General features: G+C 43.1%; 16 protein-coding genes. 5 read left to right on the top strand and 11 right to left on the bottom strand.

Going from position 1 to position 19,756, the window contains the following annotated elements; translation table 11 throughout:
- Positions 1-49: 49 nt before the first annotated feature.
- Both M9194_RS20430 and cfa read right to left on the bottom strand, forming a co-directional pair.
- On the bottom strand, positions 50-445 hold the full coding sequence (locus M9194_RS20430) for a hypothetical protein (RefSeq protein WP_250614553.1): 396 nt from the start codon (positions 443-445) through the stop codon (positions 50-52).
- A 421-nt stretch (positions 446-866) separates the two neighbouring features.
- Positions 867-2,009, bottom strand: coding sequence for a cyclopropane fatty acyl phospholipid synthase (gene cfa / locus M9194_RS20425; protein ID WP_250614552.1), 1,143 nt, complete (start codon positions 2,007-2,009; stop codon positions 867-869).
- A gap of 288 nt (positions 2,010-2,297) precedes the next feature.
- Between cfa and M9194_RS20420 the strand changes: the two genes are divergently transcribed.
- The 4 genes from M9194_RS20420 (at position 2,298) to M9194_RS20405 (ending at position 8,526) form a co-directional block, all read left to right on the top strand.
- Positions 2,298-4,478 (top strand): sensor histidine kinase, encoded by a 2,181-nt coding sequence (locus tag M9194_RS20420; RefSeq protein ID WP_250614551.1) that lies wholly within the window; start codon positions 2,298-2,300, stop codon positions 4,476-4,478.
- A gap of 127 nt (positions 4,479-4,605) precedes the next feature.
- A complete protein-coding gene (gene citS, locus M9194_RS20415; RefSeq protein ID WP_250614555.1) occupies positions 4,606-5,952 on the top strand; it encodes a citrate/sodium symporter CitS in 1,347 nt (448 codons plus the stop codon).
- A gap of 218 nt (positions 5,953-6,170) precedes the next feature.
- On the top strand, positions 6,171-7,859 hold the full coding sequence (locus M9194_RS20410; protein ID WP_250614550.1) for an ATP-binding protein: 1,689 nt from the start codon (positions 6,171-6,173) through the stop codon (positions 7,857-7,859).
- The gene (locus M9194_RS20405; RefSeq protein ID WP_250614554.1) at positions 7,843-8,526 is read left to right on the top strand and encodes a response regulator; all 684 of its coding nucleotides are present in this window, start codon (positions 7,843-7,845) and stop codon (positions 8,524-8,526) included. Before M9194_RS20410 ends, M9194_RS20405 begins: the two co-directional genes overlap by 17 nt.
- A gap of 80 nt (positions 8,527-8,606) precedes the next feature.
- Here the strand turns inward: M9194_RS20405 and M9194_RS20400 are convergent, their stop codons facing one another.
- The 4 genes from M9194_RS20400 to M9194_RS20385 form a co-directional block, all read right to left on the bottom strand.
- Positions 8,607-10,091: a sodium:solute symporter family protein gene (locus M9194_RS20400; RefSeq protein ID WP_250614549.1), complete on the bottom strand. Its 1,485-nt coding sequence runs from the start codon at positions 10,089-10,091 to the stop codon at positions 8,607-8,609.
- A 12-nt stretch (positions 10,092-10,103) separates the two neighbouring features.
- A complete protein-coding gene (locus M9194_RS20395) occupies positions 10,104-11,003 on the bottom strand; it encodes an N-acetylmannosamine kinase (RefSeq protein ID WP_250614548.1) in 900 nt (299 codons plus the stop codon).
- Entirely contained in the window at positions 10,988-11,698 is a 711-nt protein-coding gene (locus tag M9194_RS20390) for an N-acetylmannosamine-6-phosphate 2-epimerase (RefSeq protein ID WP_250614547.1), read from the bottom strand. Before M9194_RS20390 ends, M9194_RS20395 begins: the two co-directional genes overlap by 16 nt.
- Before the next feature lie 153 nt (positions 11,699-11,851).
- On the bottom strand, positions 11,852-12,718 hold the full coding sequence (locus M9194_RS20385; protein ID WP_250614546.1) for a MurR/RpiR family transcriptional regulator: 867 nt from the start codon (positions 12,716-12,718) through the stop codon (positions 11,852-11,854).
- A 353-nt stretch (positions 12,719-13,071) separates the two neighbouring features.
- Here M9194_RS20385 and M9194_RS20380 point away from each other — a divergent pair, with 353 nt between their 5' ends.
- Entirely contained in the window at positions 13,072-13,962 is an 891-nt protein-coding gene (locus tag M9194_RS20380) for a dihydrodipicolinate synthase family protein (RefSeq protein ID WP_250614545.1), read from the top strand.
- A 43-nt stretch (positions 13,963-14,005) separates the two neighbouring features.
- Here the strand turns inward: M9194_RS20380 and M9194_RS20375 are convergent, their stop codons facing one another.
- From M9194_RS20375 to M9194_RS20355, 5 genes are all read right to left on the bottom strand, one after another.
- Positions 14,006-14,704, bottom strand: coding sequence for a pirin family protein (locus M9194_RS20375; protein WP_250614544.1), 699 nt, complete (start codon positions 14,702-14,704; stop codon positions 14,006-14,008).
- Positions 14,705-14,938: 234 nt separating this feature from the next.
- The gene (locus M9194_RS20370) at positions 14,939-15,355 is read right to left on the bottom strand and encodes a type 2 periplasmic-binding domain-containing protein (protein WP_250614543.1); all 417 of its coding nucleotides are present in this window, start codon (positions 15,353-15,355) and stop codon (positions 14,939-14,941) included.
- A 7-nt stretch (positions 15,356-15,362) separates the two neighbouring features.
- The gene (locus tag M9194_RS20365) at positions 15,363-16,589 is read right to left on the bottom strand and encodes a hypothetical protein (protein WP_250614542.1); all 1,227 of its coding nucleotides are present in this window, start codon (positions 16,587-16,589) and stop codon (positions 15,363-15,365) included.
- A gap of 23 nt (positions 16,590-16,612) precedes the next feature.
- Positions 16,613-18,214: a methyl-accepting chemotaxis protein gene (locus M9194_RS20360; RefSeq protein WP_250614541.1), complete on the bottom strand. Its 1,602-nt coding sequence runs from the start codon at positions 18,212-18,214 to the stop codon at positions 16,613-16,615.
- A gap of 240 nt (positions 18,215-18,454) precedes the next feature.
- The gene (locus M9194_RS20355; protein ID WP_250614540.1) at positions 18,455-19,432 is read right to left on the bottom strand and encodes an ion channel; all 978 of its coding nucleotides are present in this window, start codon (positions 19,430-19,432) and stop codon (positions 18,455-18,457) included.
- Positions 19,433-19,756: the final 324 nt, after the last annotated feature.

Raw genomic sequence — 19,756 nt, 5'->3', positions numbered from 1 at the left:
TTATTATCATGACAGAGAAGTCCGCCATGTCGATGCAGGCATATCAGAATCAGCCTATTGGCTCCTCATCTGGGTACATCATTGACCCTTGATGATCTGTCTGCCAAATCTGTTCTTCACTAAGTGTGGTCTCAATCAGTTCAACAGGTGCTCCTTCAACCTCAATCATCGCGACTTTAAAACCGGGCATTGGCTCGTAAGGCTCTAGTAGTAGGGTCTGGCCTTCAACAGCTTGTTGCAAACAATCGACTTTAAACGCAACATGAGGCTGAGACTGAATAAGTGGGTGTAATGGACAACCGTCTTCGAACCGGTGCCACTGAATACGAAATGCATTATTACCCTTGGTTGTATACATTTTAAATACAGGGCTGTACCTTTCGTCAGGTTTCTTCTCAGTGGTTGGAATACCCATATGGTGATATTGGAGCTTTGATAGATTCATTCTGAAAACGTTACTCTGATTTTGTTGGTCAATATTCGGCTCTTGATAAATACTTATACCAAAATTACTTCAGGCGGGAACAACTTTATAACCCACTGCTTACGCAATCAATTCCTTTTTAGTCTGTAGTGCTCTACCGAACTATTTTTCCTTTATGAGACTATCAGTGTGAAGATCGGTTTAAGAAAGGTATGTTTAACTGAATGAACAGAAGACTTGAATCCAATTGTAAACCTTAAAGCTATTGAGGCGCGGTGCTATAGCAAAAAAAAAAACAGAAACAGTGGGTAAATCAATAGAGCCGTCGCGATGCTCACGCACCCAATTGACCACCTGTTGGGTGCAGGTCACACATGATTTGCCACAGCTGTTTCTAAAAGGTTTACAATGGATAGGTAGAAATTTTTAGTTACGCCAATACTTATCTGGGTACGCGGATACCGCCTTCAACGCCTTCTTTACTAAATAGTACTTGCCAGAGTTGAATGTTTCTGGCTCTAAATGCACCTGCACACGCGCACAAATAGTAATAGAACATGCGATAAAAGCGAGAGGAGTAATTACCTTGGATATCTATCCAGCTTTTTTCAAAGTTTTCCTTCCAAGCCATTAGCGTTTTGTCGTAATCAGCACCGAAGTTATGCCAATCTTCCATCACTAGGCTACCTTGACTTACTTGGCTAATTTGTTCCATGGAAGGTAACACACCATTGGGGAAAATGTATTTGTTAATCCACGGATCCACGTTGACTTGAGTTTCGTTACTGCCAATGGAGTGTAAAAGAAATAGACCACCAGGTTTCAAGCAGCGCGATACAACGTCAAAATAAGTCTGATAATTTTTAGGCCCTACATGCTCGAACATACCAACAGAGACAATCTTATCGAAGGTTTCATTAAGATCTCGGTAATCACAGAGTCTCAAATCAACGGGCAGCCCCTTACAACGCTCCATTCCATACGCTTGTTGCTCTTTAGAAATGGTCACACCAGTGACTTTCACGCCATAGTTTTTTGCCGCGTATTCACTTAGACCACCCCAGCCGCAACCAATATCAAGTAAGGTTTCCCCCTCTTGAAGCTGCAATTTTTCACAGATGAGTTTTAGCTTGTTCTCTTGAGCGGTTTTTAAGTCCGTCGCGTCTTTCCAGTATCCACAAGAATACTGCATGTATGGGTCGAGCATTCTCTCGTATAAATCATTGCCAAGATCATAATGCTCTTCCCCAACCATCCAGGCACGCTTCTTCGACTGCATGTTAAACAAACGAGATTGAATAACAAATAATGTGTCTTTTATGTTGGCAGGCTTCTTCTCGTCAACGTGATATTTAAGCAAGTAATAAAATAGCTGGTCTAACTGATCGCAGTGCCACCAGCCATCCATATAACTTTCACCAAGCCCAATCGACCCTTCTTGCAATACTCGTTTGTAGAAGTCAGGATGAGAAACCATGATATCGTGCTTGTTTACACCATTTAATTGTATTGGTGTATCACTCAAAAGCTCCAACATCACGCTTTCCCATTTGTTTTCTGGTAAGTCGAGTACTTTAGTAGTCATATTAACCTCGGATATCTTATTAGACACTGCTCTGTAAACGCGGCTCAAATCGAATGCCAGTTACTAATTTCTCTAGTTGGCGAACACTTGATGATGAAAATATTAATGGCTATTTTTGATAATTAACAATTGGAATTGTTTATTAGATTGATAGTTTTTTGTTATCAGATAGAAAACAAGTTTTACTCGTGATGAGTGAACTATCACTTCAGTCAGGCATCTTGACATAACTTGGGTATACTCAATAGAACGGAGATTTTTTTGATTCGCTCTACATGGAGAGTATTCATGAACAAGGATAACGTTCAGCCTGACCCGCTCTCGGAAGCCCGTAAAAAACATACAGCCTCATCGTTGGCTTCAACTTCATTGATCCGTCGCTATCATGCGATTCTTTATGGCGGATTGGTGCTTATTCTGTTGCTCACACTAGGTAATGCTTTTTATCTTGGCCAGCAAACAGAAAAACGTATCATCAATGAAGAAAAGCACCACGCATTACAAACATTGATCACGCTAAACAATGCAATCTCCGTTTCTTTAAATCATGTTGACAAGATGAAGCAAGCATTGGAGGCGCATCGTAGCTATCCCGAAAAAGCGTACAACTACGCACTGACCCAATACCTTTTTCTCCAATCTCCTGAAGCTCCAACATTTGCCCCATGGAACAACTTGTCAGATTCATTGAAGCATCAAGTTGGTCAGCTCTATGTACATTCAAACTCAGGGGATATTCGTACTGGCGTCTCCGTATTGTTATCAATGATGCCTGAAGTCGTGACGACCCATCGACTGCATAAGGACTTTCAGTGGAGCTATTATTACGACGCCAACAAACGCTACTCTCTGCTCTATCCGGGTTTACCTTATCAAGTACTATTTGATGCGACCGCTTCAACTGATATGGACTCAACCCTCGATGTGGTATATGACGCGGGAGGCACTTTGCCCGTTAAACTTGTTGGGCCAGAATCAAACCCGAACAAAGAGCATCGCTGGACACGCCCCTACCTCGATGCTGGCGGTAAAGGTATGATGGTTTCCTTACTAGAGCCTATTTACCACCAAGATGCTTATATTGGCGCAGTTGGAACCGATATCACGCTAAAAGTACTAGATAGCATCCTATCTAAGCGACAACTTGCTATCGGGCATCTTGCCATTGTTGCTAAAAGTGGCTTAGTCATTGGCGACAGTAAGGGCGCGCTTACAAAAGCTAAAGAAGTCGTCAACCATGAGCAGGTTTTATCACTTTCTGCTCCCGGAGCTGCACATCAGGTTGCTAGTGGTGAAAGGCAATCAGCTCATGATGGGTATTGGTATGCCTATCCGCTAACGGGCACGCCTTGGAGCCTAGTGTTAGAAATATCCCATACAGAAATGATGTGGTATATCCTATCTAGCTTACTGCCTTATTTGATAACGGGTTTCGCGTTTGCGGCAATCTTGTTCTTTATTGTACTGCATCAGCATTGGCGCTTTAGCCAGCCAGCATTAAAATTGGCCCACTTTGTCGAAGATCTTCCGCAAAAATCGAACATTCAGATCCCAAATGTGCCACAAAAGTGGCGATATTGGTTTGATTGCGTCAAAGATACCGAATTAGAACGTAGGGAACATTTGCAGACCATCAACAAGCAGACTGAGAACCTAGAAAACCTCGTTCAAGAGCGTACACAAGAGTTAGAAGCTACATTAACCACACTAAAACAGACGCAAGAAAAACTGGTTCGCTCAGAAAAACTGGCAGGGTTAGGCTCCCTTGTTTCGGGTATTTCACATGAGCTCAACACCCCTGTTGGTAACGCCATTACCATTTCCAGTTCAATTAAAGACACGATTTATGAATTCAAACACATCCAAGATGAAAGCAAAGCGGAAGATTATTTCCAACGCATTGAAGAAAGCGCCGAATTTTTAGAGAAAAACCTAAAGCGCTCGGTTGAGCTCATCAATAACTTTAAACAAATCTCCGTTGACCAAGCCAACTTCCACAAAGCCAAGTTTGATCTTCCAGAGCTACTGACTGAGCTCAAACTGAATGTGAGCTCGTTGCTCAGCAAAGAACAGATATCATTATCTGAGCACTACCCAAAATCTCTACAAATGCATAGCTACCCCGACGCCATATCCAAAGTCATGGACCGATTGATTAACAACGTCATTCGCCATGCTTTCGCAGAAAGTGCGCAGAAATCACTAACTATCGAATGCTTGTTAATAGAACAGAGTAAAGTCCGAATCGACGTGACTGATAATGGTAAAGGCATCGATACTGAAAAAGTGTCAAAAGTGTTTGATCCTTTCTATACCACTCAGCTTGGGCAAGGTAGCTCAGGTCTTGGTTTACATATCGTCTACAACTTAGTCACTGAACTTCTCAAGGGTGACATCACAGTGGAAAGCGAACAGGACAAAGGCACAACATTTAGGATCACCCTACCTTTACAAATAGATGCTATTTAACAGCAGAATAAAATTTATAAAATTCATAAGTACGTTTTAATCTACGGGGATTGGCGATCGCTCTCACTGTACGTTTTTACACCGTCATCATAATAAGTTTAATTTCTAGTAACATGGAACAAACATGATGAATGAAAAAACGTTAACGCTCCCCTCCAGCAAGCCTGCTGGCAATGGTGTGCTATCGCAATTGACCGTATTTAGCTTACCTCTTCCGCTATACCTAGGATTATTTGCAATAATACTGGTCGCACACATGACCAACACTCTACCAAACAATATTGTGGGTGGGCTCAGCTTCATGTTTGTCATCGGCGCTTTATTTGGAGAGTTAGGTAAGCGGCTGCCTATTTTTAACAAATACATAGGCGGCGCGCCTATCATGATCTTTTTGGTCACGGCGTGGTTGGTCCATATGGGATGGCTGCGACAAAACGAAATCAACACCGTCTCTGAGGTGATGAAAAAAACCGATTTTCTCGACCTATTTATTGCCGTGCTACTGACAGGCTCCATATTGGCCGTGAATCGCCGCCTGCTCATCAAATCACTGGTCGGCTACATTCCTTCTATTCTTGCGGCGGTGTTGGGGGCTGCGATTATGGGAATCATAGGAGGGCTGATTTTTGGCATTCCAGTCAGCCGCATACTAATGCTGTATGTCCTACCCATTATGGGAGGTGGCAACGGCGCTGGCGCTATACCATTGTCAGAAATCTATCACTCCGTAACCGGAGGCTCTAAGGAGCACTATTATTCTGTGGCCATTGCCATTTTAACCATTGCCAACGTTGTTGCCATCTTAGCTGCGGCCGTTTTGAATGCTATTGGTCAAAAGCGCCCTTCCTTAACTGGCAACGGTGAACTGCTTAGGAACTCAGGCTTTGAAGCTGGCGCGAAGAGCTCGGCACCGAGTATTACAGCGCGTGAAATCGCGATAGGTTTAATGCTCGCTGCCAGTGTTTACACGCTTTCCTCAGCGCTTTCAAAACACATTCTGCCTGGCTTTGGCGAAGTGAAAATCCACACTTTTGCTTATATGGTTGTGATTGTTGCCATTATTAACGCTTGCGGATGGTGCTCAGATGAAATTAAGGAAGGAAGCAAACAGCTTGCGTCGTTTTTCACCAGCCACTTACTGTGGGTATTGATGGTGGGTGTTGGTATTGCTTATACCGATTTAGGTGATATTTTGAATGCTCTGAGCTTCACTAACTTAATTGTTGCAACCCTCATCGTGTTTGGGGCCATTTTTGGCGCCGCATTGGGCGGATGGTTAATGGGTTTTTACCCTATTGAATCTGCGATCAGTGCTGGGCTGTGTATGGCAAACCGTGGCGGCTCTGGTGACCTTGAAGTTTTATCAGCGGCCAACAGAATGAGCCTACTCTCCTATGCGCAAATTTCTTCTCGTCTAGGTGGCGGTATCGTACTCGTCATTGCCAGTGTGATATTCGGTATGTTCAGTCATTAATATTCTACTAAAAAGGCTGGGGAATACCCTCAGCCTATTATTTCCCGTATATTCACTTTGCCAATAATGTGATCCATCAAACAGCTTTCCATCTCACAACACCACTTCCCTGTAATCTTAGTTCCTGAAACTAGCGCGACCCTTTATAGATTTGTTAATTTATTGGTCATTAAGGTCTTGAGGCCTTGGCTCAACTGACCTCATAACGAAAAGCTACCATGTCTTTTTTACGCTCAATTTATACATTGAAAAGCAAGTTAACTTTTACTCAGAGAGTATTACTATTACTTTTGTCTGTCGCAGTAGTGCAAGTCACTATCATTGCAGGGTTTTATCATTTCTATTTTTCAGACGTTCTCAAGCATCAAATGCGCCAACGAGCCTTAGTCCAAGCACGCGAGATTGCCAGCGACCCTCAACTCATCGCCGCGGTAAAACATCAAGACGTCAGCGCTGTTCATCACCAGATCGCTCGCTTACAAGCATTAACGGATGCGAAATTCATCGTTGTTGGTAACAAACACGGTATTCGCCTGGCTCATCCCAATCCACACAAGGTTGGATTACCCATGCAAGGTGGGGATAACGAAAGAGCGCTTAGCAAGGGGTTAAGTTATTCCTCGATACGACAAGGCAGCTTAGGATGGTCAGTGAGAGGAAAATCCCCCATCGAGACGGAGCAAGGGCAGATAGTGGGTGTGGTATCCGTTGGCTATTTACTTAGCTCGGTAAACGCAACCTTACTGCTATATTCGACCCCATTTTTCGTTTTATTGGCTTTCGTATTATTTAGCTCTATCTTTGCCGCTTGGCTTTTTTCTAGACACATCAGAAAGCAAATGTATGGTATGGAACCAAAAGAAATCGCCACTACGCTACAGCTACAAAAGTCAGTGTTGGAAACGGTATACGAAGGCATTTTGGCGGTCGATGCAGACGGCATGGTGATTTCGGCCAATAGACAAGCTATCAAGACACTAGGCCTACCCTCGAACTCGAAACGACTGCAAGGAAATAAGGTGGAAGAGATCCTCTCACCTTGCGGCTTTTTCATCGGTAAGGGTGCAACCCCTGATGAATTAGAAAATGCTGCTTGCCTACCCCAGCTGATCGTTTGTAATGGCGAAACCTTAGTTGCCACTCGAGTTCCACTAATAAAAGGTGATGGCTTCTCCGGATGGGTAACCAGCTTTCGTCTCAGAGATTCGAAAAGCTCACTCACTTCTGCGCTATTACATGTGCGCCAACAAACCGATGATCTTAGAGTGTTAAGCCACGAATATGCCAATAAACTATCCACAATTAGTGGGCTAATACAAATGGGCAACCATCAGCAAGCACTAGATATCATTAGAAAAGAGTCTGCATCACACCAAGCCTTTATCGACAGCATTGTGACCACTTTCCGTTCAAAGGTGATCGCAGGCTTACTTCTGGGCAAATACAGCCGGGCGAAAGAGCTTGGGTTAACTTTAGACTTTGACCCTTATTGCCAATTGAACCATGAGCTAAAAAGCGTATCTGAAGAAGAGCTCGCCACTATTGTGGGTAACCTATTAGATAATGCCTTTGAGGCCACATTGGCCAACCCTAATAGCAACCGAATCGTGAGCCTTTTGCTATCGGATGCGAATGATGCTGAGCTAGTCATTGAAGTCGCTGATAACGGCAAAGGCATACCTGATACATTAAAAGAATCCCTGTTTGAAAAAGGGATCAGCAGCAAACAACAGCCTGGCCATGGCATTGGCCTTTACTTGATTCACCAATTAGTGACCGATATTGGTGGGACAATATTGACCGACGATGCCGAGCCAAATGGCACCATTTTTTCGATTTTTATTCCTAGGGTTTTTAACCCTAACGTGAGCCGAACGAAAGAGATAATAAATAATGGAAATATATGATGTATTAATTGTGGAGGATGAAGCTAATCTAGCGGATTATCATTCACACTACTTACAGCAAACTCAAAGATTTAGACCCATTGGTATCGCTAAGACCATTGCCGAAGCCCAGCAAATGCTGAGAATTCTAAAGCCTAAACTCGTCTTGCTCGATAACTACCTCACCGATGGCAAAGGCATCCATTTGCTAAACGATATTTCAGCAATGACGCCCACACCAGATGTGCTTTTTATCAGCGCCGCCAACGATATGGAAACGGTAAAAGATGCCGTTCGCCGCGGCGTATTTGATTATCTGATTAAGCCCATTTCCTATGATAGGCTTGAAGACTCATTAGAAAGATATCTAAAGTATACTAACTCATTGAAAGCCAGTGATAATATCAACCAACGGCACGTCGATGAGCTATTTAAGTTTCAGTCAAAGTCTTCGGCCATGCAGACACTACCAAAGGGTATTGATGAGTTAACTCTAGAGCTGGTCATTGACGCCTTCTCCAACTCAGAAGCCGTATTTACTTCTGTCAGTCTAGGCGAGCTCACTGGCGTGAGCAAAACCACAGCTCGCCGTTACCTTGAATATTTAACCGCGCAAGGCTTTTTATCTGCAGAAATACAGCATGGAAAAGTTGGCCGACCAGAAAGAGTGTATAGAAAAAGCGCCTGAGGTCTAGCATAGCCCAAAAGCACAGCCAAATCGCAAGATATTGATTAGGCTGTGCTTTAAATAAGTTAATTGAAAGAATGCTATCGACCTACTGTTAGCGCTACGGTTTGCTTTGCTCTTGGCTTTTCTCCCATCAGTGACACTAAAAGCCCCACGGCAACAACCACAAGAGTGCCAAATACACCATAGAAGAAAAAGTTCAGATCAGTAAATTGTCGTAAGCCGATCACAACGATCACACTGGCAATGACGCCAAATAACGCACCAATTGAGTTCGCTCGTTTAACAAAAATGCCCAGCATAAACAGCCCAGTCATTGGTCCGCCCATCAAACCCAGTAAGCTGTTGAAAGCATCCCAGATCTCAGACTCATTGGCATAAATTAAGTAGGTAGATGCACATACCCCCAGCACACCAGAAACCACAGTGAGCAAACGGCCTACTTTCAATGTTTGCTCTGGACTGGAATTGGCATTTATTTTTTCGTAAATATCAGAAGTGAAGCAAGCGGAAATACTGTTCAAGCTACTGGATATGCTTGACTGCGAGGCGGCAAATATCGCCGCAATGATAATGCCAGCCACGCCTGCTGGCATTTGAGAAATAACGTAAAACGGTAAAATGCCACCGGTATTAAAATTTTCAGGCAAGTAGTCGGGGTGCTGTGAGTAATAGACAAACAGTGCGCTACCTACTGCGAAAAAGAAGACGGGCACACAAGCAACAAGTTTGGCATTAGTGATGAGCGCTTTTTTCGTCTCTTCAATATTGTCTGTCACTATGTATCTCTGAACCACATCTTGGCTTGCAGTAAACTGCTGCAGAGCCGCAAAAAAGAAACCGACACATAACACTGGAACGGTGCTATCGGTCCAACTCCACGCAAACTTGTCAGCCGGGAAATATTTATCATGTGCTGCTGTAAAGCTAAAGATTTCTCCAATTCCGCCATTCACATTGAAACAGATGATCACAAAGATAAGAATTGCAGCAGCAGATAACATGATCCCTTGAATCACATCTGTCCATATCACGCCTTCGATACCACCGAGAAAGGTATACACAATACAAAGTACACCAATGAGGAAAACAATGCTCAGTGGACTAATATCGACAAACGGCATCAACGCAAGTGCAGTGAGGTAGATAATGATCGAGATTCTCCCCACATGAAACAACATAAAAGAGATACTACCGAACAAGCGCATTTTTACATCAAAGCGTCTCTCTAAATACTCATAAACCGAGGTTAAGTTCAATCGACGAAAAAACGGTATATAAAACCAAAATACAACGGGTAAAACTGCAATCGCCATATACTGGCCGACCAAAAACGTCCAATCCCCTGTATAAGCTTTTGCAGGTATCGACATAAAGGTTATTGAGCTCAAAGTTGTTGCAAAGACACTGATACCTGCTGCCCAGCCAGGAATGCGCCCACCCGCTTTGAAATAATCATCCGCCGACTTTTGCCGTTTGGCAAAGTAAATTCCCACCGCCATGATCGCCACTAAATATACGATTAATGCTATGTAATTGAGTGTTCCAAGTGAATGAGCTTCCATAAAATGGGCCTTTTAAAGTAGGGGTTGTAGAGAGTTGTGTTGCTGTCGAGTTGCCCAAGACGCGACGCCAATTAATCCTGCATCATCGCCATTGCAGGCAAGCGTTAACGGGACTTGATAGGCGTTGGGCATTGATGTTAAGTAACGGTGAACAAGGGGCAGGTATCCTGGGGCTAAGCCAATACTTCCCCCTAAAACAATCGCTTGTATATCGAAAGACATTTTCAGGTTGGCAATCGCATTGGCGATTGCTTTTGCTGACTGAGACACAATTTTTATCGCATTAGGGTCTTGGCGCTGAAAAAATTCAAACACCGTTTTGCCTGTGCAATCATGACCGAAATACTGTCGCCCAAAACTTGCCATTGCGCGACCAGAGGCGATGCTTTCTAAGCAGCCCTGACGTCCACATCCACAAGTGGGGCCATTTGGATCAGCTAGCGTGTGGCCAATATGCCCAGCGATGCCGCCTTTTCCAGTCACTAACTTATTGTCGATAACAAGACCACCACCGACACCCGTTGATACAGTAATAAAAGCCATGTCAGAAACACTGGGCATTAGCGATTGATATTCAGCCCAAGCAGCCGCTTGAGCATCGTTCATGACCCATACCTTTTTACCACTTATTTTGTGTATTTCTTTTTGCAGTGGATAGAGGTTTAAGCCGCCTAGATTGCTGGGATTAAGCGCGCTCAATTGCCCGTCATGAATCACACCGGTTGAAGCCACTGCAATAAAATCCACCGTGGAACACCAAGGTAAAACCACTTTCCTTGTTGACTGAGAGAGTAATTCTGGAGACCTCGAGCTAGGGGTGTCGACTTGGACTCGACGCTCAATGTGGCCATTGTGAATCACGGCAGCCGCGATTTTAGTGCCACCAATATCTAGTGCTAAGCAGGTAGACATTCTGCCGCCTTAGCTTTCGCTTGCTTCACAGATGCGTCAAACCACTGACATATATGCTCTATTCTAGTAATGGCAGAGCCTACCGTGACACAATTGGCTCCAGCCTGAATCGCTTGAGCTGCAAGCTGGGGAGAGTGATATCTCCCTTCAGCCATCACAAAACAGCCCTTTTGCGCCAAGGCTCTGACGAGTTCTAAATCGGGCATCTCTGGTGTCGGCTGAGACACATGGCCCGATAAAGTGCTACCGATGATGTCCACACCTAAGGACTGGGCATAGAGCCCTTCTTCAAGATTGGAACAATCAGCCATGGCGAGACATCCATGGCTTTTAATCGCCTCCACCAAACGATTAATCGGGACTGGCCTGTCTCTATCCGTAGCATCAATGGCTATAATATCGGCACCTGCCGATGCCAACTCGGCGATATCTTCTACAAATGGCGTAATTCGGACGGGGGAATCTTTGAGATCGCGCTTCACAATGCCAATAATCGGTACCGAGGTCTGTGCGCGCACAGCCTTTAGATTGTTGATTCCCTCGATACGAAGCCCGACTGCCCCTCCCAAAATGCTTGCTTTAGCCATCGCTGCGACTATTTCAGGGCAATCCATAGGCCCATTATCAATAGGCTGGCATGATGAAACGAACCCTTGGGCAAGCTCTGCCAAAGTTTGAGTTTTTACCTCACCCATTTAACTGATACTCCATTTTATACTATTGAATAAAAGCACCACCTCATTCTGAATAAACGGAGTTAAACTTCAAAATATTACTTAAAAATGGAGATCAGCATCTCACAATGCACAATATAATTGTCGGTGAGATCTCAAAAAGACACGCGAGTATCAATCTGAAATCGCTTCGGTCGTTTTCAGTTTATTCGCCATTGTCCCGGACATATCTCTTTGCACCAAGAGCGTGTACAGCAAATCTAAAACGAACAATTGCGACACTTTAGTTCCTATCGAATCCCCCTGTAATTGCCCCTGATTATTCCCATTGACCAGCACAGAATCTGCAAATTTCGCCAATGAGGAGCGCGGATTATGGGTCAGTGCTATCGTCATCGCTCCATTATTTTTCGCCAGTTTCAGCGACTTAATCGTCTCCGCTGACTCACCCGAATGACTGATTCCTATCGCCACATCACCAGGTTGTAGGAGGGAAGCTTTCACATACATAAAGTGATTATTCGAAAACGCATCAACATCTAGCCCAATTCTCATGTATTTGTATTTCGCGCTTTCTGCACTGATTCCAGATGAACCCACACCAAAAAAGTATATGGATTTCGCCTTTCCAAGTACGCTGGCCGCTTCTTCTAGTTGAGAAAAATCAACCAACATCAGCGTTTCTGAAAGCACATTATCAATAGCCAATTGCAATTTCTTACCGAGTATCTCCGCACTATCGTCTGTGGTTATATCAGTATCCAGTATCGAAGATTCCGTGGCTTCTGATGTCGATACTTCAACAGCGAGTTCTAATTTAAATTCTTGGTAACCTTTAAATCCTAAGGTTCGACAGAAACGAATAATCGTCGCATCCCCTGCATTGACCGCTTTAGACATGTCTGCAATGGAAAGCTTGCTTATATTATCGGGGTGGGAGACAACATAATCGGCAATACGCTTGGCAGAAGGAGTAAGGCTATTGTACAAACTGCCAATGGTATAAATAATATTGCCAGCTTTCGTTTTTTGCTGAGTCATAGTCTAGTTCTCTACTTGGTTTAATATGGCTGACGACGAAGTAAACCTCATATACACGCCGTTTTGATATCAATCTATCGTCACTGAAGATTGGATTATCTTATACTTAAGTCACTTCACAATGCGATATATAATGAAGTATTACTCCAAAATAGAATTCAGACTTCTCTGACACGTCACTAGCACATAAAAACCTATTTGCTGTTCAGGCTAGCTTGTGATGGCTCACAAAATCCGTTGCCATCGATCAAATAGCCTTGCGTACCGAAGTGGAACGCCATAGGATTCATAAAACTCCAAACTTAACCAAGGTTATGAAGTTTAACTTCAGCCTTATTCTTAGCGAGGACATCATGAAAAAGCTATCCGGTCTAATTGCCGCTCCGCACACGCCCTTTGCTCCCGACAATCAAGTTAATTTCGTAGAAATTAGCAAAATTGCTCGTCACTTGGTAAATGAAAAGATCACTGGAGCGTATATATGTGGCACAACAGGAGAGGGCATTCACTGCAGTGTGTCAGAACGAAAAGCCATTGCTGAGCACTGGGTCAAAGAAAGTCATGGCCAACTTGAACTTATTGTCCATACGGGTGCGCTAAGCATTAAAGATACACTGGAGCTCACCACACATGCTGAATCATTAGATATACTCGCGACATCAGTGATTGGTCCTTGCTTTTTTAAACCTAGCAATATCGATGAGCTCGTTGAATATTGCTCTGTTGTTGCCGCAGCGGCACCGTCAAAAGGTTTTTACTACTATCACTCCAGTATGTCAGGGGTTAACCTGAACATGGAACAATTCTTAATCGAAGCTGATAGTAGAATTCCAAATTTATCTGGCATCAAATTTAACAGCCATGATCTTTATGAATATCAGCGCTGCTTACGCGTTTGTGATGGGAAGTTCGATATCCCTTGGGGAGTGGATGAGTCCTTACCTGGAGCATTGGCACTCGGCGCAAAAAGCGCTGTTGGCAGCACCTACAATTATGCGGCTAAGCACTTCTACTCGATTATTGACTCTTTTCAACAAGGTAACCACGGTGAGGTGATTGAAAAGATGGATCAGGTTATGGGGTTGATATCGGTATTGGTTGAGTTTGGCGGCGTGGCGGCAGGAAAAGCAGCGATGGCGCTGCATGATATCGATGCTGGCAACCCTCGCCTACCATTGAAATCATTGACTCAAAAACAAAAAGAATCCGTTATTGAGCGCATGCGCCGCGCTGATTTCTTGTAAACTAACTTGATGATAGAGCTTGTTGGTCTTCGTCCAATAGGCTCTATGGCAAATCAAACACGAGGGCAACAACGCTTTCAGCACTTTGGTTGACCAATTCAACGTGACTGTGTGCATCAATTTTGGCCCCATCACCTGAATGCAACTCAACCTGATTCACCAGCATAAGATCGCCACTGACTTGATGAATATACATATTTCTGTTCATACCCAGCTCTAGTTTCAAAGACGAGTTGGCAGGTAACACTAATTGATACAGGCTAGCATTTTGTTTTAACGTGAGCGTACTGTGCTCGCCAGTAGGTGTCGCTATCGGTGTAAGCCCGACACTTTTGCCAAAGTCTTTCTGCTGATAACCTGGCTGTCCACCTAGCTGATTGGGCTCTATCCAAATTTGCAGCAGCCTGAGTGCTTTGTCATTAGAAGGGTTGTATTCACTATGATAAATACCGCGCCCTGCTGACATTAATTGAAACTCACCTTCAGATAATATCCGTGTGTTTCCTTCGCTGTCTTTGTGCTCAATAGCCCCTTCAAGTACATAAGTCAGGATTTCCATATCACGATGGCCATGCGTATCAAATCCTTTCCCCGGCTCTATTACATCATCATTAATGACACGTAGCACCGAGAAACCCATATGCTCTGGATCGTAGTAATCACCAAAAGAGAAGCTGTGCTTGGTATCAAGCCAACCAAAATTTGCATGACCGCGATCATTGCTATGTCTTACTGTGATCATTTGAGATTCCCTTATGCATAATCAGTATTGTCGTTATGCTAGGAAAGACTCAACCAGAAAAAAATAGTCCATTATTGTTCGACTTGTTCAATATTCTTGATGGATACTAAATGAAGAGGCCTACTTACATCATTCTGAATCACGTCACTTGGGGAAGGAGTTAAATGGTGTATCTCGAGCAAGAAAAAGGGAGCAAAGGCTCCCATTGAAATTAGTGCATCACCGTTAAGAGCATCAGTCGAACTTGTACAATACCTTAACTGAATCATTTAAACTGGCCGCGTTTACATAACCGATAGTGTTGTTACTACCAGACACACTTGCAATCATCGCTGCTGCATCTGGCATACTTTCTGGCATTTTACCTTCACCAGTAAACATCATTTTGGTCCAATAAGACTTCAATTGATTCTCACGCTTTTTCAAGATCTTTTTATTAAACGTCTTTCGCGTGGCGTCCCCTTTTTTCAAGTACAATACTTTGACCAGATCGACCCCTTCGACTTTATTCAATTTGCCGAGAAACAAGCTCTTCACTTGTGATTTAGATAGCTCGGGCATATTTTTGCTACCAATCACAACTATCTCCGCGTTCGCTACGTTTGCAAAACCCAATAGAATAGCAAACATTAAGAAATACCATTTCATCATTTGCCTCCTAGAACGTTAAATCTAAACGAATGGTGTATATCACCAAACTATCGGTCACCGACTGCCCAAGCAAAGCTTTCCCTGCTCTTCCAGAAAGTGCACCATTGGTATCACCAAAATTATCAAGCAATGTCACATCACCTTTTAACGCAATGTTTTCATACACATCCCAACGCACCCCTAAGGAATAGGTATTGTACATGGTGTTGAAAAACAGCTGTGAAGTAGAATTAGACTCACGCAGATCATCATCGGTGGAACGAATAAATCCAGCGGTCACATAAGGCAAAAATTCTTCAATGTAGTAACCCAAAGTTATGTACCCTGAATTCCAATCTGGATACATACCCGCTGTATATTGTCTGATAAGCTCAGAAATCACTAAATAGTCACCGTCATCGTAGGCAAAGCCAGAGCCAACAAAAAATGCGTTTTCATCATTTAATGTCCCTACCACTAGACTGGTATTGTTGTTGATAAGCAAATCATACGAGTTGGTCGCATTTGAGTTTCCGTTGTTTATGGTCAGGCCATTAGCTTTACCACCAATCACACGAAACATCATGTCGTCATAGTTAAGCGTCAAATTCAACCCATAGATAAGTGGGAAGTCGGTTTCACCAAAATTGGTATCCGAGGTGGTACTCCCTACAAAAGACTGTACTCGTAAACTAGCAACGTCTAAGTCAAAACTATATGTCGCGTCTGTCCCTGTATAAGAAGTAAATGGCATCAAGCCGTATACATTGACCGGCGTTCGTGCCCATGGGTAGGCGTAACCAACATCAATGTAATCTGAATAGATATATAGTGGTACTCCTAAACGACCAGCACGCACTGTAATACCAGAATCGAAACGATGCTTAAGATAAGCCCAAGTGATCTCTGTTGACCAGTTTTCAGCCCCCTGTGCAAGACCTTGAACACCAACAGACGTACTATCGCTAAATTGGTAATTGAGTTGAAGGCCAACCAAAGACAACTGCTCCCAATCAGAACGCTTATTGGTACCCATACCGTCATAGTTGTAGGGTTGACTCTCGTAACCTACCCCGAAGCTGAGGTAGCCACCGAAGGTAAATCGGCTGTCTTCCTCGTCGTTTGATTCCATTTGGCTTTTGTAGCTGGCAACTTGCTGTTCGAGTATGGTAATCCTCTCTTCAACCGTCGCTTCAGCGAACACATTTGGTGTACTCACCAATGCGAACAAGCCAATCGCTATTCTCCACTGCATGGACATGCTCCTTGCTTTCTTGATTAAACCTTAAATTGATTCACCACCACCTGTAGTTGATCGGAAACCAGTTTGACCTGATTGGTAATTTGATCCATTTCGTTGGTATTGTTGATAACATCCGTGGACACTTTTTCGATTTCATCAATGTTATTTTGAATTCGATTTGATGCTGCTGTTTGCTCGGTGGTAGAACTGGCTATTTGTCTATTGATTTCTGAAATTTGCTGAGCCTTTTCAGTAATTTCGTTTAGTGAGCTGTTAGCTTTTTCTGACTGGCTAACACTTTCTTCCGCTTTGGATGAGCCTCTCGTGATTGCTTCAACGGCTGAGCGTGAATACGATTGAAGCTGGGATAGTACTTCCTGAATTTCCTGAGTGGACGATTGGGTTCTGGAAGCCAAAGTGCGGACTTCATCTGCTACGACTGCAAAGCCTCGTCCGTGCTCGCCTGCCCTAGCAGCTTCTATTGCTGCATTGAGCGCCAATAAGTTAGTTTGCTCGGCTATGCTTTCTATGGTCTCTAAAATAGTACTGACACTACTGGAGTGGCTATCTAAGCTTTTGACAGTTTCAGAGGTATTTTGCACTTCTTGGGCGAGCTCTTGGACCACATCAAGCGTTGACTCAACCATTCTCTTTCCTGATAACGCGGAGTCATTAGTTTCATTCGCAATATTGGATGCTTGACCTGCAAAATCGGCTACCTGATGAACACTTTGACTCATGTCCTGAATTGCCTCAGATGAACTGTGCACGGATTGTTCTTGAATTGAAATAAACTTTTGAGTGCTGGAGCTGGTATTGGTTAAGAATTCGATAATTTCGACCAAGCCATCTGTACTGGTTCGAACCGAAGTAATACTGGTCTGCAATTTATCGATAAATACATTAAACCAACGTACTAGCTCTTCAATTTCTTGGCTGCCGGAATACTCAATTCTTTCAGTTAAATCCCCCTCTCCTTCTGCAATCTCTCTAAGTGATGAACTCACCCTAACGATAGATTGAACTGAAGATCGAATACTCCAGATACTGACCACCAAGACACTTACAATAATAATGATGGCTATCCATAACCCGTATACCTTAGCGTTTTGCGAGCTTTCTAGAGAGTCGAGGATGATCTTGTTAAAATCAGCATCACTGTTTTTTTTCAACTGACCTAAGTCTTGTTCTAGCTTAGATTTTAGCCCATTCAACTTTTCACCAAGAGGGATAATTTGATCCATATCGATAGACTCATCGATAATCCCCTGTGCTAAGTTTCGACCTTGGGTCATATATTGGCTAGCCATGTCGGAAACAGACAAAATAGTATTTTTCTGACTAGGAAGAATCTGCTCTATTTTCTTCAGCTCTTGCTGCAACACTTTGTAAGAGTTTTCAGCTGACTCGATTGCGTCTTCTTCTCCTAATGTCACGGCTGATTCAAAGCTTTGCTCTATTTGTTTAATAGTCCCATTAGCAACCGTCGCAGATTCTAATACTGGAAAGTAGATATTTTTGACTTCTTTTATCCGCTCTTCATTATGGTTCAAAATTAGGTTGATAATTACCATAAAAATTAAGAACCCAACAACGGCGGTTAGTGTCGGAATAGCGACTTTATGACTGAATTTCATGTCCACACCTAAGTGAATATTAAATGATAGATTTATCACCATTAATTTTTAAAGGTATAGACTAAAAATAATGAAATACAAATATTTAGCGTGAGCGTCTTTATAGATACATGGCTTTAATAAACGCTCAAGCCCAATGCAAGAGCGCTTAATATTGAAAGACTTATAACACCGAGTCTCAGATATGAGTCGAAAGAGAATTTAATTACATTGACCAAGCTTGTGGGTATAAAAGAAATATTATCGCGTCATTTTTTTCACAAATACCACCACAAACAGAGCCATAGTAAAACTGCCTAGGAAGGCCTCAAATGCGGCGATAAACCGCGCCACCCCGACGGGGGATATATCTCCATAGCCTAACGTGGTAAACGTAACGACACTAAAATATAAGGCGTTCAAAAACTCGAATAAATAGAAACTCCAGCCTTGCACGCCTTCATAAGTAGGGTGAGCAGACGTTGTATCTAGGAAGAAATAAGCGACAGCACAGGCGAAGATTAAGCTTAATGAGAAAATTACCACTCTGATGGGTGACTCGCCATAACCACAAAATACATCGACGATTTTTGAAATGCATCGACCGAAGCTAAACCTAGGCATTTGGTAGCGTCGGAAACGCATTTCTTTTTTGAAAAAGATTCCAGCCGTCTCAAATAGGCCTTGTGTCTCACACTGCTTACGCACATTGCGACACACCTCTTCTGCCTCTTGATACAAAGAGACGCTTTTTTTCCGGTTTCTTTCTTTTATTGCTTTTTTGGCTTCGGCTTCTTGTTTGAGATCCGTTCCCCAGTTGATGTTTTCTAATCTAGCTCGAGATAAGTCAGCACCCAATAAGTTGCAGTTATCCAACTGGGCGCAATGCAAATTGGCACCAGCTAGTTTGGCCTTCATCAACGATGAGCCACGTAGATCGAGCCCAAAGAAATGAGCACCTGTTAGATCGGCGCGATAAAAGTCTGCGCCTCTACATTTAAAGCCTGCCTTGTTACCACGATTTACAAGGTTTACATCTTTTAAGTCTGTTTTGGCCAACTGAAATCCATCTAATGGTTTACCCGCTGCGGCCCACTCTTCTACCTTGTCTTTTAATTTGTCATTGCATTTATCTATTTTGGGATCATGCCAATAACATAGCCCTGATTCCCCACAAGGTTCCTCGCAGCACCAGCCATCGGGATTTTGATAGCTGCAATGGTCTTTCGTTGACTTCATATGCGCTGCCCTCAGATCAGTATTAAGTGTAGATGGTGCATATGAAAGTGTCAGCTTAAAAAAACATGATGCTTACCTTTTTTCGCAAAAGTGAGATTAGTCTTTATTATTCAAATTGATATGAAAGAGAAAAATTCTAAACCAACGATTAATTTTGAAGTCATCAATATTACTCAGGTTTAATATTAAGCTTATTTTTTCTAGATATATATTTTGAGTTTTATTCTTTAACTAGCATTTTAATTCAGGTGAAATCTTAGGTGCTTCATGAGGCTATTAGTAATCAAGCCCAGCGGCATTAGTCTTTTATCCATTTAAAGTTTG

The organism is Vibrio sinus (assembly GCF_023634645.1).
In the GTDB taxonomy this organism is placed as follows: Bacteria; Pseudomonadota; Gammaproteobacteria; order Enterobacterales; family Vibrionaceae; genus Vibrio; species Vibrio sinus.
Note: the sequence above shows the minus strand (reverse complement) of the source record. Positions and strands in the feature narration are given on the sequence as shown.

Excerpts from the sequence above, each read along its gene's own strand:
- M9194_RS20430 (WP_250614553.1), bottom strand. The coding sequence starts at position 445 with ATGAATCTATCAAAGCTCCAATATCACCATATGGGTATTCCAACCACT.
- cfa (WP_250614552.1), bottom strand. The coding sequence starts at position 2,009 with ATGACTACTAAAGTACTCGACTTACCAGAAAACAAATGGGAAAGCGTG.
- M9194_RS20420 (WP_250614551.1), top strand. The coding sequence starts at position 2,298 with ATGAACAAGGATAACGTTCAGCCTGACCCGCTCTCGGAAGCCCGTAAA.
- citS (WP_250614555.1), top strand. The coding sequence starts at position 4,606 with ATGAATGAAAAAACGTTAACGCTCCCCTCCAGCAAGCCTGCTGGCAAT.
- M9194_RS20410 (WP_250614550.1), top strand. The coding sequence starts at position 6,171 with ATGTCTTTTTTACGCTCAATTTATACATTGAAAAGCAAGTTAACTTTT.
- M9194_RS20400 (WP_250614549.1), bottom strand. The coding sequence starts at position 10,091 with ATGGAAGCTCATTCACTTGGAACACTCAATTACATAGCATTAATCGTA.
- M9194_RS20395 (WP_250614548.1), bottom strand. The coding sequence starts at position 11,003 with ATGTCTACCTGCTTAGCACTAGATATTGGTGGCACTAAAATCGCGGCT.
- M9194_RS20390 (WP_250614547.1), bottom strand. The coding sequence starts at position 11,698 with ATGGGTGAGGTAAAAACTCAAACTTTGGCAGAGCTTGCCCAAGGGTTC.
- M9194_RS20385 (WP_250614546.1), bottom strand. The coding sequence starts at position 12,718 with ATGACTCAGCAAAAAACGAAAGCTGGCAATATTATTTATACCATTGGC.
- M9194_RS20380 (WP_250614545.1), top strand. The coding sequence starts at position 13,072 with ATGAAAAAGCTATCCGGTCTAATTGCCGCTCCGCACACGCCCTTTGCT.
- M9194_RS20375 (WP_250614544.1), bottom strand. The coding sequence starts at position 14,704 with ATGATCACAGTAAGACATAGCAATGATCGCGGTCATGCAAATTTTGGT.
- M9194_RS20370 (WP_250614543.1), bottom strand. The coding sequence starts at position 15,355 with ATGATGAAATGGTATTTCTTAATGTTTGCTATTCTATTGGGTTTTGCA.
- M9194_RS20365 (WP_250614542.1), bottom strand. The coding sequence starts at position 16,589 with ATGCAGTGGAGAATAGCGATTGGCTTGTTCGCATTGGTGAGTACACCA.
- M9194_RS20360 (WP_250614541.1), bottom strand. The coding sequence starts at position 18,214 with ATGAAATTCAGTCATAAAGTCGCTATTCCGACACTAACCGCCGTTGTT.
- M9194_RS20355 (WP_250614540.1), bottom strand. The coding sequence starts at position 19,432 with ATGAAGTCAACGAAAGACCATTGCAGCTATCAAAATCCCGATGGCTGG.